Below are 15,413 nucleotides of genomic sequence, written 5' to 3' on the forward strand. Positions count from 1 at the left end.
GACGCGCACCCGGCACCCGGAGCCGCCGACGAAGGACCCGGGACCGGTCCGGGACCCGGTGCCCCCGACGGGCTGAGCCGGACGACCGACGGGCACCGCCGACCACCTCGTCGTGGTCGACGGTGCCCGTCGTCGTGCCCCGGTGTCAGCGCATCAGCTCGGCGAGGCCGCCGGGCAGCTGCTCGAGGGTGCGGTCGACCTGGTCCTCGGGGAGCCACTCGCGCAGCAGGCGCAGCACCTGCTCGACCTGGCGCTCGACCTCCTCGGCGTCGACCGAGTGCACGGCGCCGCTGACGGCGTCCACGAAGGCCGGCTTGTCCACCGAGCGGGCCTGGTCGTCGGACTGCCGCTGCGCGCGCAGCTCGGCGGAGAGCTCCGGCGGGAGGCTCACCGTCAGGTCCTGGGCGACGCCCGCGCTGATCGCCTTGCCGAACTCGTTGAGGGTCGCGCGGGTGAGGACCTCGGCCTCGCTCTCGGTCTCGAGCCCGAGCCGGCGCTGCACCTGGCCGGTGAACGCCGAGAGGGTGGCGCTCGAGCGCGCCGGGTTCGGGTCGTTGGGGTTGGGGTCCTGCTGGACGGGCGGTGTGGTCACGCGTCTCCTCCGTGGTCCGTCGGTGACGACGGCGTGCTCGCCGTCGCCGGGGATGCCCAGGGCGCTCAGAAGCCCTCGGCGCCGGCCTGCTCCAGTCCCTGCGACCAGCGCGCGCGGCGCTCGTCGTCGGACTGCTCCCACCACCGCGGCCCGCGTTCGCCCAGAGCGGTCTTCGCCGCGTGGACCCGCCCGCGGGCCTGCCGCTCGCCGTCCTGGTCGCCGGCGCGCTTCGTCGTCCCGACGTCGCGTCGGGCGGCCATCAACCAGCGCCGCAGCCGCGACGCGTCGGCCTCCGGGATCGCCGGATCGGTCGCGCGCCAGCGACGGCCGTCGACGACGATCCAGCGACCGTCGGCGGTGGTCTCGGGCACGGGCTGGAGTGCCCAGTAGGTGCCTCCGGCATGTGAGCACTTTCCGGGGCTATAGGCCCCGACAGTGCTCTCGGGCGCGGAGCGCACCCAGGGCCTCCACGACCTCCGCCGGCGCGATGTCGAGGCACTCCTGCGCGAACGGGCACACCAGCTGGCGGCACGGCGCGCACGACACCGCCCGGGTCAGCACGGCCGCGGGCACGCTGCGCGGCGCGTACTGGCCCACCTCCTCGGTGCCGGCGAACAGCTCGACGACCGGGGTCCCGACCGCGTCGGCGAGGTGCGCCCCGCCCGAGTTGTTCACGACGACGGCGTCCGCCCCGGCCACGAGCGCGGCCAGCCCGCCGAGGTCGAGCGTGCCGACGAGCCGCACCACGCCGGGCACCCCCGCCGACGCCTCCGCGACCAGGTCGGCCTCCTTCGCCGTACCGGTCACGACGACCGTCCACCCGCGCGCGGCGAGCCTGCGCCCGACCTCGGCGAACCGCGCCGCCGGCCACCGCCGCGACGGGCAGCTCGCGCCGGGAGCGACCACCACGTAGCGCCCCTCGGGGGCCTGGGCGTCGGCGTCGGCCGGCACCCGGACGGCGAGGTCGGTGCCCTGCGAGGGGACCCCGACCGCCGCGAGGACCTCGAGGGCCCGGTCGACCTGGTGCCCGCCGTCGGGGGGCGCCGGCACCCAGTGGGTCAGCGCGTCCCCGCCGAACTCCTTGCTGGTGCCGACCCGCACGGCGATTCCTGCGCGGCGACAGATCGCCGCCGCGGGCCACGGCGACTGGGAGAACGAGGTCAGCACGACGGCCGCGTCGTAGCCGCGGGCGGCCAGGGTGGCGACGAGCTCGCCGTCCGGGTCGCGGCCGTCGCCGTCGGGACCGGTGCCCCCGGGCAGCCGCTGCCAGGACACGGAGGCGACGACGACCTCGCCGACCTCGTCGATCAGGGACGCGGCCGCGGCGCCGGCCGGGGAGGCGAGCAGGTCGATCCGGGCGCGGGGGGCGGCGGCGCGCAGGGCCCGCAGCGCGGGCACCGTCATGATCACGTCGCCGACGTTGTCCGGCCGCACGACGAGGATGCGCGCCATCGCCGCCCAGTCCGGGTCCCCGTCGCCGGGCCGGTGGGCCGCGGGGTGGACGGGGAGCTCGGGCAGGGCGGGAGCACTCGCGACGGGGGCGGTCACGGCGGGCAGGTACCCGCCGGGGGCCGGCGCGCACCTCCGGGCGGCGCCGCACACGTCGAGGGCCCGACCACCGGTGACCTGGGAGCACCGGTGACCGGGCCCCCGACCCCGTACCGCCGCCCGTGACCGGGGCGGCGAGCTCGATCTCCTGCTGGCTTCGACGACACCGGGCGCTGTGCTGCCCGGCGGTGACATGAGGGACAACTCCCCGGGGGCCGCTGTCGTCACGATCTCCGTCGCCCGTTCAGCGGAACGAGTGACCTGCGCGGCCGTGTCGGGACTTCCCGCGCGCCGGAGGTGTGGCAAGGGGCCGGACCGGGGTAGAGGCGGTCTCGTGCCCGGACCCGGACCCCGCGTGGCCATGCTGCACGGGCGCGCCGACCCCAGCCGCGACGGCGTCGCCGACTACACGGGCCGCCTGACCGAGGCCCTGCGGGCGGCGGGGACCGAGGTCCTCGACGTCCCGGTGGACCCCGGACCCCGCGGCGCCGTGGCGGCGGCACGAGCGGTCCGCGCCGGCGCCGTCGGCGTCGTCCACCTCCAGTTCGCGCCCTCGGCCTTCGGGTTCTCCGCGTGGCCCGGCGCAGCCCTGGCGGACCTGCTCGCGACGCGGCCGCTGGTGACGACGGTCCACGAGTACGGCTGGTGGTCGTGGGCACCCCGGATCCCGCAGCGCCTCTGGGACCCGCTCGAGCGGGCGCGGCTGCTCGACCGCGAGACCGGGCGGCTCGTGCCGCGCAGCGCCGCCGTCGTCACCACCAACGCCGAGCACGAGCGCGCGCTGCGCGAGCGCTTCCCCGCCGTCGGGGTACACCGCCTCCCGATCCCGCCGAACGTCACCGTCGTGCCCGGCACCGACCGCGCCGCGACCCGCGCGCGGTGGTCGGTGCCCGAGTACGCCGAGGTGGTCGCGTTCTTCGGGTTCGTGCACCCGGTCAAGGGCCTGCGCTACCTCGTCGACGCGGTGGCCCGCCTCGCCGACGAGCACCCCCGCCTGCACCTGCTGGTCCTCGGCGGCTTCACCTCCCTCGCGCTGCCCGCCGACGAGGCCGCCGCCTTCCGCGGCGAGCTCACCGCCCACGTCGCGGCGGCCGGGGTCGCGGACCGCGTGACGATCACCGGGCACCTCCCGGCCGCGGAGGTCTCCGCCGCGCTGGCCGCGGCCGACCTCGCCGCCTTCCCGTTCACCGCCGGGGCCACCACCAAGTCCGGCGCGCTGCTCGCCGCGCTCGACCACGGCCTGCCGACGATCGTCACCCGGCGCCCCGCCCAGGGTCCCGACGCCGAGCTCGTCGACGGCCGGACCGTCGTCGTCGCCCCCGCCGTCCGCGACGCCGACGTCCTCGTCACCGCGCTGCGCCGCCTCCTGGACGACCCGCTCCTCGCCGAGACCGTCGGGGCCGCCGGCCGGGAGCTGCTCGCCGGGCGGGACTGGGACACCCTCGCCGCCCGCCACCGCGAGGTCTACGCCGAGGTCGGGCGGTGAGGACCCTCGTCGTCGACCTGCTCGGCGGGCTCGGCGACCTCGTCATGGTCCTGCCGTCGGTGCACGCGCTCCGCGACGCCGACCCGGCCGGCGAGCTCGTCGTGCTCACCCACGCCCCGGGCGCGGTGCTGCTCGAGCGGGACCCCGCGGTGACCGCGGTCCGGCTCGCCGAGCCCCACGACGAGCGCCGCGCGGTCGAGCTCGCCCTGGCCGACCTGGCCCCCGACCTCGTCGTCACCACCACCCGCTTCGACGGCATCGGCGACCTGGTCGACGACGACGCGGCCGCCCGCGGCACCCGCGCGGTGTCGAACGTGTGGCGCTCGCCGCCGCCCGACGAGCTCGTCGGGGAGCGCTACCAGCGGATCCTCGCGGACGAGGGCGTGATCGGCCCCGGGATCCGCCCGCCGCGGGTCGTCCTCGGCGAGGACGAGCGGGCCGCCGGCCGGGCGGCCACCCGCTCGCTGGCCGACGGCACCGTGCTGCTCGTCCCCGGCGCCGGGATGGCCGTGAAGCGCTGGCCCGACGAGCACTGGGCCGAGCTGGCGCGCGCGCTGCGCGACGGGGGCCGCCCGGTGGCGGCCGTGGGCGACGTGGCCGGGGTGACCCCGCTCCCACCGACCGACCTGCGGGGGCTCGCCGCGCGCTTCGCCGCGCTCGGGGAGCGCGGCGGCGTCGTCGTCGGCGGCGACACCGGTCCGGTGCGCGTGGCGGCCGCCGTCGGCGCGCCCACCGTCGCGCTCTTCGGGCCCACCCTCGCCGTCCGGTACGGGCTCGAGGAGGGCCGGAACCTGCAGGGGTTCCCGGCGTGCCCGCACCGCCGCCCGACCGCGATCACCGAGCAGGTGTGCTGGTGGGACGCGGGGTGCCCGCTCTCGACGACCGGTCCGGCCTGCCTCGAGGAGCTCCCGGTCGCGACGGTGGCCGCCGCCGTGCGGGCGGGTGCCGCGACGGCGGGTGCCGTCGAGATCGGGTAGCAAGGACACATGCGCTATCTGGAGCTGCCGACGGCGAAGCGTTGGTCGGCCATCGGGCTCGGGACGTGGCAGTTCGGGTCGAGCGAGTGGGGCTACGGCGGCGACTACGCGTCGGGCCCCGACTCCGAGGCCGCGCGGATCGTGGCCCGCGCGCTCGAGCTCGGCATCACCGTCTTCGACACCGCCGAGGTCTACGGCTTCGGGCGCAGCGAGCGCATCCTCGGCGACGCCCTCGACGCGGCGGACGCGGACCCGTCGACCACGGTGGTGGCGTCGAAGCTCCTCCCGGTGCTGCCGGTGGGGCCGATCGTCGAGCAGCGCGGCGTGGCGAGCTCGGGCCGCCTGCGCCGCACCCTGGACCTCTACCAGGTCCACCAGCCCAACCCGCTCGTCGGCGACCGTCGCACGATGCCCGGGATGCGCACCCTGCAGGCCGCCGGCGTCGTCGACGAGGTCGGCGTGTCGAACTACTCGCTGGACCGCTGGCAGGACGCCGAGTCCGCGCTGGGGTCCCGGGTGATCTCCAACCAGGTGCAGTACAGCCTGGTCTCGCGCGACCCCGAGCGGGAGCTGCTCCCCTACGCCGCGGAGGCGGGCCGGGTGGTCATCGCCTACAGCCCGCTCGCGCAGGGCCTGCTCTCGGGCAAGTTCGACGCCGAGCACCGGCCCGCCAACCGGATCCGTCAGCTGAACCCGCTGTTCCTGCCCGAGTCGCTGCGGCGGGCGCAGCCGCTGATCTCGACGCTGCGCGAGATCGCGGACGTCCACGACGCGACGCCCTCGCAGGTCGCGCTCGCCTGGACGATCCACCGCCCGGAGGTCGTCGCGATCCCCGGCGCGTCGAGCGTGGCGCAGCTGGAGAGCAACTGCGCGGCCGCCGAGATCGTGCTCGCGCCCGACGAGTGGGCCGCGCTGGGTGACGCGTCCGACCGGTTCACGCCGGTGGCGGGCCTCTCCGCGGCCGCCGGGGTGGTCCGGAGCCTCCTGCCGTTCGGCTGACGGGGCCTCAGCCCAACGCCGGCTCCACCAGCACCCGCAGCGCATCGCAGCCGGTCTCCACACCGCGGCGCAGGCGGTCCGGGTCGGTCTCGAGCGGGTTGATCGTGTTCGCGCCCTCCGGCGGGCGGACCTCGAGCAGGTGCGGGGGCTCGTCGACGCCCTCGTCGCCGGAGATCGAGCTCGCCTTCGCCAGCCACTCGTCGTCGGCGCGCCTGGTCTCGAGGCGTCGGCCCAGCACGTGCACCAGGCCGGGCACGCGGGCCTCGCCGAGCCGGGCGACGAGGGCCTTCTCCAGCCGGGTCGCGTCGATGGCCTCCTGGTCGGCGCGCCGGGTGCGCAGCATCAGCACGTGCGTGGCGCCCTGGTCGAGCGCGGTGTGGAACGGCAGCGGCTCGGCGACCGCGGCGTCGACGAGCCGCCGGCCGCCGATCTCGATCGGGAGCCCGGCCAGCAGCGGGACGTTGGCCGAGGCCTGCAGGGCGCGCTTGAGGGACTCGTCGTCGGTGATGGTGTCGTACAGGTCGACCGCCTCGCCGGTGTCGACGTCGGTCGCGACGGGGTGCAGCGGCACCTCGGCGTCGACGATGTCGGACCACCGCACCGGGATGACCTTCTCCCCGACGGTGTGGATGAGGTACTCGACGTCCACGACCGGGCCGCCGCGCAGCCCGCGCGTCGGCTTGGTCACCCGCTGCATCAGCCCGGGCTCCCACCAGCCCGCGCAGCACTTCTCGGTCTGGCCCCCGACGAGCCAGCTGCCCGCGAGCGCCCCGGCCGAGGCGCCGTACACCGCGTCGAAGCACCGCGCGAGGCCCAGCCGCTCGAGCCCCAGCACCATCCCCGAGGAGTAGGTCGCCCGGCTGCCGCCGCCCTCGATCGCGAGGACCAGGCGGTGCCCGTCGGTGCGGTCCCCCGGACCGGAGCCCTCCTCCCGGCGGGCGGCGAGCACCTCGAGGACGCGATGGGGCCGGGGCACGGGGGCATCATGTCGGGCATCCCGTGTGAGGGCGACACGGAGGTCGGAGTCGGACACGGGCCGACCCCGACCTCCGGTGGGGGATGGCCACCGGCTCAGCGCGCCCGGCGCTCCAGGACCACGCGGTCGATCTCCTGGCCGGTGTCGGTGATCGTGCGCAACGTCATCGTGGTGGGCTGACCCGGCCCGGGCGGGGGCGCGACGTCGACGGTGACGTAGGCGTAGTCGAGGTAGCGCGCCTGCGACCAGTCGACCGCGTCGGGGATCTTCGACTTGGCGCCCGTGGCCTGGTAGCTCACGACGTTCACCCCGCTGTCCGGGCCGGTGTTGCCCCGGTAGCGGTCGGTCTCGGTCGGCTGCCAGCCGTAGCGCGGGCGACCGCCCGACCCGACGCACACGTACGTCGTGCCGTCGGTCTCCGGCCGCACGGTGGCCCCGTCCGGGGCCTGCACCGTGGAGCGGCCCCGCCGGATCGGGTTGGACCGCTCGTACTGGTGGTTGTGGCCCTGCAGCGCGAGGTCGACCGAGAACTCGTCGAACAGCGGCGCGACCGCCGCCCGCACCCCGGCGTCGGAGGCGTGCGTGGACGACGTCGCGAAGGCGCAGTGGTGGAAGAAGGCGACGACGAAGTCGACGGTCGGGTCGGCGCGCAGCGTCGTGAGCGTCTGGCGCAGCCACGCCGTCTGGGCGCCGCCGGAGTAGCCGGCGTTGGTGGGGATCTCCATCGAGAGGTCGTTGGCGTCCACGCTGACGATCCCGACGTTGCCGTAGCGCATCGAGTACACGCTCGGGCAGGCGCTGGGCCCGGTGCGCGGCAGGTCGAGCCGCGCCGCGTGGCCGCCGTAGCCGTGGCTCGCGCCCCGGCCCCGGTTGTCGTCGTAGAGCGCCTCCATGTCGTGGTTGCCCGTCGCGAACATCCACGGCGTGGACGCGGCGCTGCGCTCGATCAGCCCGAAGTAGGTCGTCCACACCGTCGGGTCGAAGCTGTCGAACCCGGTCGGGCTGCTCGAGGTGCCGGTGCTCTTCACGGGCTGGCCGTTGCCCGAGGGGTCGGCGTAGCAGATGTCGCCCGCGAGCAGGTGGAACGCCGGGCGCGTCGCGGCGATCCGGTCGACCATCGACGTGGAGGGCGTCATGGTCCGGCGGGTGTCGTCGGGCTTGTAGTAGCCGTTGGTGAACCCGGACAGCCCGCTCGGCGGCACCATGTCCACGCCCTGGTCGGCGAACGCGCTGAAGCTCCACGGCGCGGTCGGCGTGCGCGGTGCGGTCCGGAAGGTCGCGGTCGCGGTCGTCGTCCCGTCCGGCAGCCGGAAGCGGTAGTCGTAGGCCGCACCGGGCGCCAGCCCGGTCGCCGGGGCGTGCACGAAGTACTGGTCGCTCGCCCGGATCGAGCCGTCGGCCTGCGGGACCTGCGAGACGAGGTGGCGGACCTCGACGGGGATCCGGGCGCCGAACTGCCCGTTCTGGCCGAGGTCGACGACCATCGCGCCGCTCGGCGGGGGCGCGGTCAGCTCACCGGACATCGACATCGAGCTCGTCGGGTCGTCGCCGAACGACAGGTGGCGCCCGACCACCGCCACGGGCGCCTGGGACGCCTGGGCGCACGCGGCGAGCGTCCACGGCGACGAGGCGAGCCCGAGGGCGGCCACGACCCCGGAGCCCTGCTTCAGCGCGGAGCGCCGGGTCACCGGGTGGCGACGGAGGAAGCCCGAGATCCAGTCGTGCTGCTCGGCGACGGTCATGTGCTCGGCGAGGTCGGCGGGCACGCCGACGTCGGGGGCCTCGCCACGGGGGGTGCGCGTCACGGACGGGAGCGTCACCCGGGCGTGACCGGTCCGCGACCCGGCGTCGGCGAACACGGGGTGAACTCGTCGCGCGGCGCTGCGGTGTCGGGGGAGCGCGCCATGATGGGAGGCATGAGTCCGGTCACCCGCCTGCTGCGTCGGGCCGTCGGCCTGCCGGCGCCGCGCACCCCCCGTGTCCGCGTCGTCCGGGACGTGGCGGTGCCGATGCCCGACGGGGTGGTGCTGCGCCACGACCGGTACGTCCCCGCGGGCGTCACCCGCGGGCCGGTCGTGCTCGTCCGCAGTCCCTACGGCCGTGCCGGGTGGATCGGCGCGGTGTTCGGGCGGCTCGTGGCCGAGCGGGGCCACCAGGTGGTCGTCCAGTCGGTGCGGGGCACCCGGGACTCGCAGGGTGAGCTGTCCCCGTTCGACGAGGCCGACGACGGCGTCGCCACGGTCCGCTGGCTGACCGCCCAGCCCTGGTGCGACGGGCGGGTGGCCACCCTGGGCCCGAGCTACCTCGGCATCACCCAGTGGGCCCTCGCTCCGGACGCCGGGGACGCGCTGCGGGCGATGGGCACGATCGTCACCGCCTCCCAGTTCCGGGACCAGACCTACCCGGGCGGCACCTTCTCGCTGGACAACGGGCTCTCGTGGGCCTCGATGATGCGCGCCCCGCAGCTGCGGCACCGGCTCGTCGAGGCCGTCCGCCACCGCGTGCGGGCGGGGTTCGCGACGGTGCCGCTGTCCCGGGCGGACATCGTGGCCGCGGGGGAGTCGATCGACTTCTTCCAGGACTGGCTGCGCGAGCAGGCTCCCGACTCCGCGTACTGGGCCAAGCGCTCGTACGCCGAGCGGGTCGGCGAGGTGGCGCGCCGCGGGGTCGCCGTGAGCATGACCGGCGGCTGGCAGGACATCTTCCTGCCCTGGCAGCTCGAGGACCACGCCACGCTGCGGGCGGCAGGCGCCCGGCCGCTGCTGCGGATCGGGCCCTGGGTGCACACCTCGCCCGAGGTGACGGCTGCAGGGCTGCGCGACGCGCTCGGCGTGTTCGACCGCGCCTTCGACACCGACACGGACGCCGCCGCCGACGACGAGGAGCTCCCGGTCCACCTCGAGCTGTCCGGCGGCGGGGGCGAGCGCCGCCTGCCGGACTGGCCTCCCGCCCACGTCGTCGAGCGCTCCTTCTACCTGCGCACCGACCACGGCCTCGACGACGAGGTCCCGACGGTGCCCGTGCGCGGCGGGGCGCACTGGGCCGGGACCCGCCTGCCCTACGACCCGCACGACCCGACGCCCGCCGTCGGGGGCCCCATCCTCTCCGGGCGGTCCGGTCCGCGGGACCAGACCGAGCTCGAGGCGCGCGAGGACGTCGTGGTGTTCACGGGGCCGGTCCTGCGCCACGACGTCGTCGCGCTGGGCCCGGTGAGGGCGACCGTCCACGTCCGCGCCGAGGTCGAGCACCTCGACGTCTTCGTGCGGGTGTGCGACGTCGACGAGGCCGGTCGCTCGGTCAACGTGACCGACGGGATCCGGCGCATCACACCGACCGACCCCGGCCCGGCGGCCGACGGCAGCGTGGCGGTCGCGATCGACCTCTGGCCCGTGGGGCACCGCTTCGCGGCCGGCCACCGCCTGCGGGTGCAGGTCTCCGGGGGCGCGCACCCCCGCTTCGCCCGCCATCCCGGCACCGGGGCCGCCCTCGGGGAGGCCGACGTCCTCGTCCCGCGCGAGCGGGAGATCCTCCACGACGCGGCCCACCCGTCCCGCGTGGTGCTCCCGGTCGAGCCCTGACCCGCGGCTCCGTGTACACCACGGACCATCGAGCGCCTCGCGCGCCACGGCACCGGCCGACGGCCCGCCGCGAGTAGAGTCGGACGTGCCGCCGGCTTCCGGCGGGACGCTCCCGGGCCCCTCCCCCCGGGCGTCCGGAGCGTCGAGCGGACCGGTCGTCCCCCCGGCCGGTCCGCTCCCCCGGCGGCGCCCGTCCCGGCGGGCCCGGGCCGGCGCGTTCCCCGCTCGTCCTGATCAGGGCGGAGCGGCGCGACGGCGGCGGAGGGAGTTGCGCACGCGGCCGTTCGGCTGACAATCTCGCGGAACTCCAGTCCTCCGGTTGAGCCCCCAGCCGAATCGACACTGCTCGCGACGACCGCCCCGGTTCCCCCGGCGCGGTGGCGGGGGACGACTCATGACGCACACGGCCACGGGCCCCGGGCGGACCATCCACGGCTCGGTGGGGTCCGTCACGCCCGCGCCCGTCCCGGACGAACCCGCCGGCGAGGACTTCGCCTCCCTGGGCCCGGTCTTCGTCGAGCACGCCGCGTGCCACCCGGACGACCCGCGCCGCGGCGAGCTGCGCGACCGCCTCGTCGTCGCGTACCTGCCGGTGGCCCGGAACATCGCCCGCCGCTTCGCGCGGCGCGGCGAGCCGACCGAGGACCTCGAGCAGGTCGCGACCGTCGGGCTGATGCACGCCGTCGACCGGTTCGACCCCGGACGGGAGCGCGACTTCCTGTCCTACGCGGTCCCCACGATCATGGGCGAGGTCCGGCGCTACTTCCGGGACTCCGCGTGGTCGGTCCGCACCCCCCGCAGCGTGAAGGACCGCTACCTCGCCGTCGGCACCGCCACGTCGGCGCTGTCCCAGCGGCTCGGGCGGGCCCCGACGGTGCCGGAGATCGCGACCCACCTCGGGCTCACGCGCGAGGAGGTGGCCGAGGCGGTCGCGGCGCACGGCTCGTACCACCCGGCCTCGCTCGACGAGACCCTCGGCGAGGGCGAGGACTCGTCGTTGGCGAACATCCTGGGCTCGGTCGACCCGGAGTTCGACCGGGTCGAGGTGCGCTCGCTCGTCCACTCACTCGTCGCGAGCCTGCCGCCGCGGGAGCGCACGATGCTCGCCCTGCGGTTCGTGCACGAGCAGACCCAGGCCGAGATCGCGTCGGTGCTCTGCATCTCGCAGATGCACGTGTCGCGGTTGCTCACGCGCACCCTGGCCCAGTTGCGGGCCCAGGTGGAGGCCCAGGTCCGGGCCGACGAGGGAGACGGACCACCGGTCGCGGTCTGACGCTGGGTGTCGATCTGCGGCGTGTGCCCACTCACACGGTCGCCCGAACCTCTAGTCTGACGTCACAACGTGACGGTCTGGTTACGGCGGGTCCGTTTAGAACCTGTTTGTTCACCAGTCTGGGTCGTTGATCGCATATCACCCGTGATGTCCGGCTCGCGGGCCGGCCCACTGGTGCGCACCATCCGCTGATCGCCGCCGACCCCGTCGGATGCGCTCACCGTCGCGACCCTGGAGACTCCATGTCCACCACCGCCGAAGGGCCCGTGCTCACCACGGGCACCGGGCTGCGCCGCACCGTCGGGTTCAGCGCGCTGATGTTCATCTCGCTCGGCTCGATCATCGGGTCGGGCTGGCTGCTGGGTGCTCTGACCGCCGCGAAGTCGGCCGGCGGCGCCTCGATCCTGTCCTGGATCCTCGCCGGGGTCATCGTCATCCTGCTGGCCCTCGTGCACGCCGAACTGGGCTCGACCTATCCGGTGGCCGGGGGCACGGCCCGCTACCCGCGGCTGGCCTTCGGGTCGATCGCCGGGTTCACGGCGGGCTGGGTCGGCTGGATCCAGGCCGTGGCCATCGCGCCCATCGAGGTCGAGGCCGCGCTGTCCTACCTCGACCACCTGGTGCACGGCCTCGTCGATGACAACGGCAACCTCACCGGCATCGGCTTCCTACTGGCCGCGGCGCTCATGGTCCTGTTCACCGGCATCAACCTGCTCGGGGTGGCCTTCCTCGCGGAGACCAACCGGATCACGGTGCTGTGGAAGATCGCGATCCCGGTGCTCACGGTGATCGTGCTGGTCTTCGTGTCCTTCCACGGGTCGAACTTCACCGCAGGCGGCGGCTTCGCCCCGTTCGGCGCGCACGGGGTGTTCGCCGCCCTGCCGCTCGGCGTGGTGTTCGCGCTGCAGGGCTTCGAGCAGGCCGCCCAGATGGGCGGCGAGGCGCGCAACCCGCAGCGGGACATGCCGCGGGCCCTGATCGGGGCCGTCGCGGTCGGCGTCGTGATCTACCTGGCCCTCGAGGTCGCGTTCATCGGTGCCCTCGACCCGGCCAACCTGGCGAACGGCTGGGCCGACCCGATCGGCAAGGGCGACTTCGGGCCGTACGTGACGATCGCCGGGGCCCTCGGCCTGACGTGGCTGTCGATCCTGCTCTACGTCGACGCCTTCATCTCGCCGGCCGGCACCGGGCTGGTCTACGTCGCGACCTCCGCGCGGCTGTCCTACGCGCTCAGCCAGTCCGGGTTCGCTCCCAAGGGCCTGTCGAAGATCTCCAAGCGCGGCATCCCCTGGGTGTCGACCGTCGTCGCCTTCATCGTCGGGATCATCGCGTTCCTACCGTTCCCGAGCTGGCAGTCGCTGGTCTCGCTCGTCACGTCCGCGACGGTGATCATGTACGGGTTCGCGCCGCTCACGCTGGCGGCCCTGCGCAAGGCCGACCCGGACCGGCACCGGCCCTACAAGATGCCCGCGGCCGTCGTCATCGCCCCACTGTCGTTCATCGCGGCCAACGAGATCATCTACTGGTCCGGGTGGACGACCCTCTGGAAGCTCTACGTCGCGATCGTCATCGGCTTCGTGCTCTTCGCGATCTACCGCGCGGTGCAGACCTCGCGCAAGGGCGTCCCGCCGGGGGCGAAGGACCTGCAGCTGCGCTCGCTGGGCTGGATCCTCCCGTGGCTGGGCGGGATCGGGATCATCTCGGCCTTCGGTCAGTACGACGCGGCGGTCACGGTCATCCCCGAGTGGATCGACCTGATCCTCGTCGCGGCCTGGTCGCTGGTCATCTACTTCCTCGCGGTGCGCATGGTGATGCCGCGCGAGGCGGTGGCGGAGCAGGTCGAGATCGAGGCGGCGGACGCGGCCAGTGAGCCGGAGGAGCTGCACGCGTAGTCCCCGGAGTTCGCCACGCACGACGGGCGGGTAGGCGGTCGGGGTGACCGCCGCCCGCCCGTCGTCGTCTCCGGTCGCGCGTGCCCGGGAGGTGCTCGCCGGGTGGCCCGGCCGGGCGGCGGGCCGCCTGCGGCAGGCCTGGGTGCGGATCGCCATGGACGGCGTCGTGGCCGTGGCGGCCTTCGTGATCGCCCAGGTCGTCCTGCGCCAGCCCACCCCGATCTTCGCGCCGATCGCCGCGATCGTCTGCCTCACCGACAGCGCCGAGAAGCGCGGCCGGCGGGCGGTGCGGTTGCTGCTCGGCGTCATCGCGGGCGTCATGGTCGGCGAGGGTGCGAGGCTCGTCGTCGGCAGCGGCTGGCTGCAGGTGGGCGCCGCCGTGGTCGTCGGGATGCTGGTGGTCTCGCTCGGCAGCATCAACCCGCTGGCCCTGTTGCAGTCCGGGATCGCCGCCCTCCTCGTCGTGGGGATCGGCTCGTCGCAGGCCGGGTGGCAGCGGCTCGCGAGCGCGGTGATCGGCGGGGCCCTCGCCCTGCTGGTCAGCCAGGTGCTCGTCACGCCGAGCCCGGTGCGTCGCCTCGCCGACGCGGCCGCGACGGCGCTGCGGGAGATCGCCGACGGGCTCGACGAGGTGGCGGGCGCGCTGCGTGCGGTGGCCCACGGTGACCCGGACGGGGCCGCGTCGGCGCGGCACGCGGCGGAACGCCTGCGGGGCGCCCACGCGGACGTGGCCGCCGTGCTCGAGGCCCGCGAGACCTCCGAGCGGCTCGCCCGGTCCACGGTGCGGGGGCGGCGCGAGCGCGGCCCGCTGGCGGCGATGCTCCGTCGGCTCAGCGGGCTGGAGTACGTGCACGCGGGTGCGGTCCTGCTCGCCCGGACCGCCGCCGACGTGGCCGAGCGCGGTGACGAGGTGCCCGCCGATCTCGTCGACGGCGTGGCCGACATCGCCGGCGTGGTCCGGGCGCTGGCCGAGAACCCCCGCGACGCGGACCCGGTCGCGGGGCGCGGCCGCCCGGGCGACGCCCACGGCATCGCGGACGCGCTGGCCCGCACCGACCCCGACGCGTGGTCGTCCGGCCCGGCCCCGCTCGCGTCGCAGCTGCACCTGCTCGCGCAGGACGTCGACGCGCTCACCGACCCGCCGCGCAGGCAGCCGGTGGGCTGAGGGGTCGCCGGCACGGCAGGATGCCGCCGTGGCGAAGGACGAGGACGACGCGGCTCCGGAGGCCCCCGACGTCGAGGACGCCGCGGACGAGCTCTACGGGCTGCACCCCGACCACTTCGTCCCGCGCCGCACCGAGCTCGTCAAGGCGGCCCGGGCGGCGAAGGACAAGGACGCGGCGAACGCCATCGGTGCGCTGCGAAAGCCGTCGCTCGGGGCGTGGCTGGCCAACGTGCTGGCCCGCGAGTCGCCCGACGAGGTCGCGGCGCTCGAGGAGCTCGGCGCCTCGCTGCGCTCCGCCCAGGAGGAGCTCTCCGGGGACGCGCTGCGCACCCTGACCCGGCAGCGCCGGGAGCTCGTGGGCGCGCTGGTCGCGCGGGCGCGGCGGCTGGCGCGCGCCGACGGCGTCGGGGTCGGGGACTCGGTGGCGCGCGACCTCGAGAACACGATCGCCGCCGCGCTCGCCGACGACGGGGCCGCTCGCGCCTTCGCGGCGGGCCGGTTGACGACGGCGCTCGAGCCCGGCGTCGGGTTCTCCGGAGGGGTGGAGCCGTCCCGGTCGGTGCGCCGGCCCCCGCCGCCCCGGGGTTCGGGAACCGCCCACCGGCCGCCGCCGAGGCGGGAGCAGGGGTTGTCGGGATCCTCGGGGTCGTCCGTGGAGGCCGGGTCCGCCGCGGACGGGCGCACGGCCGAGGACGAGCGCGCGGCCGAGGAGGAGCGCGCGGCCGAGGAGGAGCGGGCGCGGGCCCGCGAGGCGGCCGAGCGGGCCGTGGAGCGGGCACGCGAGGAGCGCGACGACGCCGAGCGCGCCGCCGAGCGTGCGCGGACGCGGGCCGAGCAGGCCGAGTCCGACCACACCGAGGCCGCCGACGCCGTCACCTCACTGCGCGAGCGCCTCGAGCGCGCCGAGGCCGAGGAGGAGTCGGCCCG

General features: G+C 75.8%; 13 protein-coding genes. 8 read left to right on the forward strand and 5 right to left on the reverse strand.

Annotated elements, in window-relative coordinates; genetic code table 11:
* Positions 1-145: 145 nt before the first annotated feature.
* The 3 genes from AC0CYZ_RS05715 to AC0CYZ_RS05725 all read right to left on the reverse strand — a co-directional run bounded on the left by AC0CYZ_RS05715 (position 146) and on the right by AC0CYZ_RS05725 (position 2,140).
* Positions 146-592 (reverse strand): DUF2267 domain-containing protein, encoded by a 447-nt coding sequence (locus AC0CYZ_RS05715; RefSeq protein WP_472213192.1) that lies wholly within the window; start codon positions 590-592, stop codon positions 146-148.
* 65 nt (positions 593-657) lie between these two features.
* Positions 658-963 carry a hypothetical protein gene (locus AC0CYZ_RS05720; protein ID WP_472213194.1) on the reverse strand — a complete coding sequence of 102 codons (306 nt, stop codon included), beginning with the start codon at positions 961-963 and terminating at the stop codon, positions 658-660.
* A gap of 49 nt (positions 964-1,012) precedes the next feature.
* Positions 1,013-2,140, reverse strand: a complete 1,128-nt coding sequence (locus AC0CYZ_RS05725; protein WP_472213196.1) for a glycosyltransferase family 9 protein — start codon at positions 2,138-2,140, stop codon at positions 1,013-1,015.
* A 361-nt stretch (positions 2,141-2,501) separates the two neighbouring features.
* Here AC0CYZ_RS05725 and AC0CYZ_RS05730 point away from each other — a divergent pair, with 361 nt between their 5' ends.
* Genes AC0CYZ_RS05730 through AC0CYZ_RS05740 form a run of 3 tightly spaced genes read left to right on the forward strand, consistent with a single transcriptional unit; the run spans position 2,502 to position 5,602 of the window.
* Positions 2,502-3,626, forward strand: a complete 1,125-nt coding sequence (locus AC0CYZ_RS05730; RefSeq protein ID WP_472213218.1) for a glycosyltransferase — start codon at positions 2,502-2,504, stop codon at positions 3,624-3,626.
* On the forward strand, positions 3,623-4,603 hold the full coding sequence (locus AC0CYZ_RS05735) for a glycosyltransferase family 9 protein (RefSeq protein WP_472213198.1): 981 nt from the start codon (positions 3,623-3,625) through the stop codon (positions 4,601-4,603). Before AC0CYZ_RS05730 ends, AC0CYZ_RS05735 begins: the two co-directional genes overlap by 4 nt.
* Positions 4,604-4,612: 9 nt before the next feature.
* Positions 4,613-5,602 (forward strand): aldo/keto reductase, encoded by a 990-nt coding sequence (locus AC0CYZ_RS05740; protein WP_472213200.1) that lies wholly within the window; start codon positions 4,613-4,615, stop codon positions 5,600-5,602.
* Positions 5,603-5,609: 7 nt separating this feature from the next.
* Here the strand turns inward: AC0CYZ_RS05740 and AC0CYZ_RS05745 are convergent, their stop codons facing one another.
* Complete coding sequence (locus AC0CYZ_RS05745) at positions 5,610-6,578, reverse strand: patatin-like phospholipase family protein (protein WP_472213202.1); 969 nt, start codon at positions 6,576-6,578, stop codon at positions 5,610-5,612.
* Between the two features lie 95 nt (positions 6,579-6,673).
* Positions 6,674-8,383, reverse strand: coding sequence for a metallophosphoesterase (locus AC0CYZ_RS05750; RefSeq protein ID WP_472213204.1), 1,710 nt, complete (start codon positions 8,381-8,383; stop codon positions 6,674-6,676).
* Between the two features lie 111 nt (positions 8,384-8,494).
* On the opposite strand from AC0CYZ_RS05750, the gene AC0CYZ_RS05755 reads away from it, so the two are divergent.
* The 5 genes from AC0CYZ_RS05755 to AC0CYZ_RS05775 form a co-directional block, all read left to right on the forward strand.
* Positions 8,495-10,156, forward strand: a complete 1,662-nt coding sequence (locus tag AC0CYZ_RS05755; RefSeq protein WP_472213206.1) for a CocE/NonD family hydrolase — start codon at positions 8,495-8,497, stop codon at positions 10,154-10,156.
* A 394-nt stretch (positions 10,157-10,550) separates the two neighbouring features.
* Positions 10,551-11,429 carry a SigB/SigF/SigG family RNA polymerase sigma factor gene (locus AC0CYZ_RS05760; RefSeq protein WP_472213208.1) on the forward strand — a complete coding sequence of 293 codons (879 nt, stop codon included), beginning with the start codon at positions 10,551-10,553 and terminating at the stop codon, positions 11,427-11,429.
* A 242-nt stretch (positions 11,430-11,671) separates the two neighbouring features.
* Entirely contained in the window at positions 11,672-13,321 is a 1,650-nt protein-coding gene (locus tag AC0CYZ_RS05765) for an APC family permease (RefSeq protein ID WP_472213210.1), read from the forward strand.
* Positions 13,322-13,364: 43 nt separating this feature from the next.
* Positions 13,365-14,486, forward strand: a complete 1,122-nt coding sequence (locus AC0CYZ_RS05770) for an FUSC family protein (RefSeq protein WP_472213213.1) — start codon at positions 13,365-13,367, stop codon at positions 14,484-14,486.
* A 28-nt stretch (positions 14,487-14,514) separates the two neighbouring features.
* The coding region (locus AC0CYZ_RS05775; protein ID WP_472213215.1) for a hypothetical protein at positions 14,515-15,413 on the forward strand (899 nt) is incomplete at its 3' end.

The organism is Actinomycetospora sp. (genome assembly GCF_055612215.1).

What these genes read in the sequence shown, in the direction of transcription:
- AC0CYZ_RS05765 (WP_472213210.1), top strand. Translation starts at nt 11,672, where the DNA reads ATGTCCACCACCGCCGAAGGGCCCGTGCTCACCACGGGCACCGGGCTG.
- AC0CYZ_RS05755 (WP_472213206.1), top strand. Translation starts at nt 8,495, where the DNA reads ATGAGTCCGGTCACCCGCCTGCTGCGTCGGGCCGTCGGCCTGCCGGCG.
- AC0CYZ_RS05740 (WP_472213200.1), top strand. Translation starts at nt 4,613, where the DNA reads ATGCGCTATCTGGAGCTGCCGACGGCGAAGCGTTGGTCGGCCATCGGG.
- AC0CYZ_RS05730 (WP_472213218.1), top strand. Translation starts at nt 2,502, where the DNA reads ATGCTGCACGGGCGCGCCGACCCCAGCCGCGACGGCGTCGCCGACTAC.
- AC0CYZ_RS05760 (WP_472213208.1), top strand. Translation starts at nt 10,551, where the DNA reads ATGACGCACACGGCCACGGGCCCCGGGCGGACCATCCACGGCTCGGTG.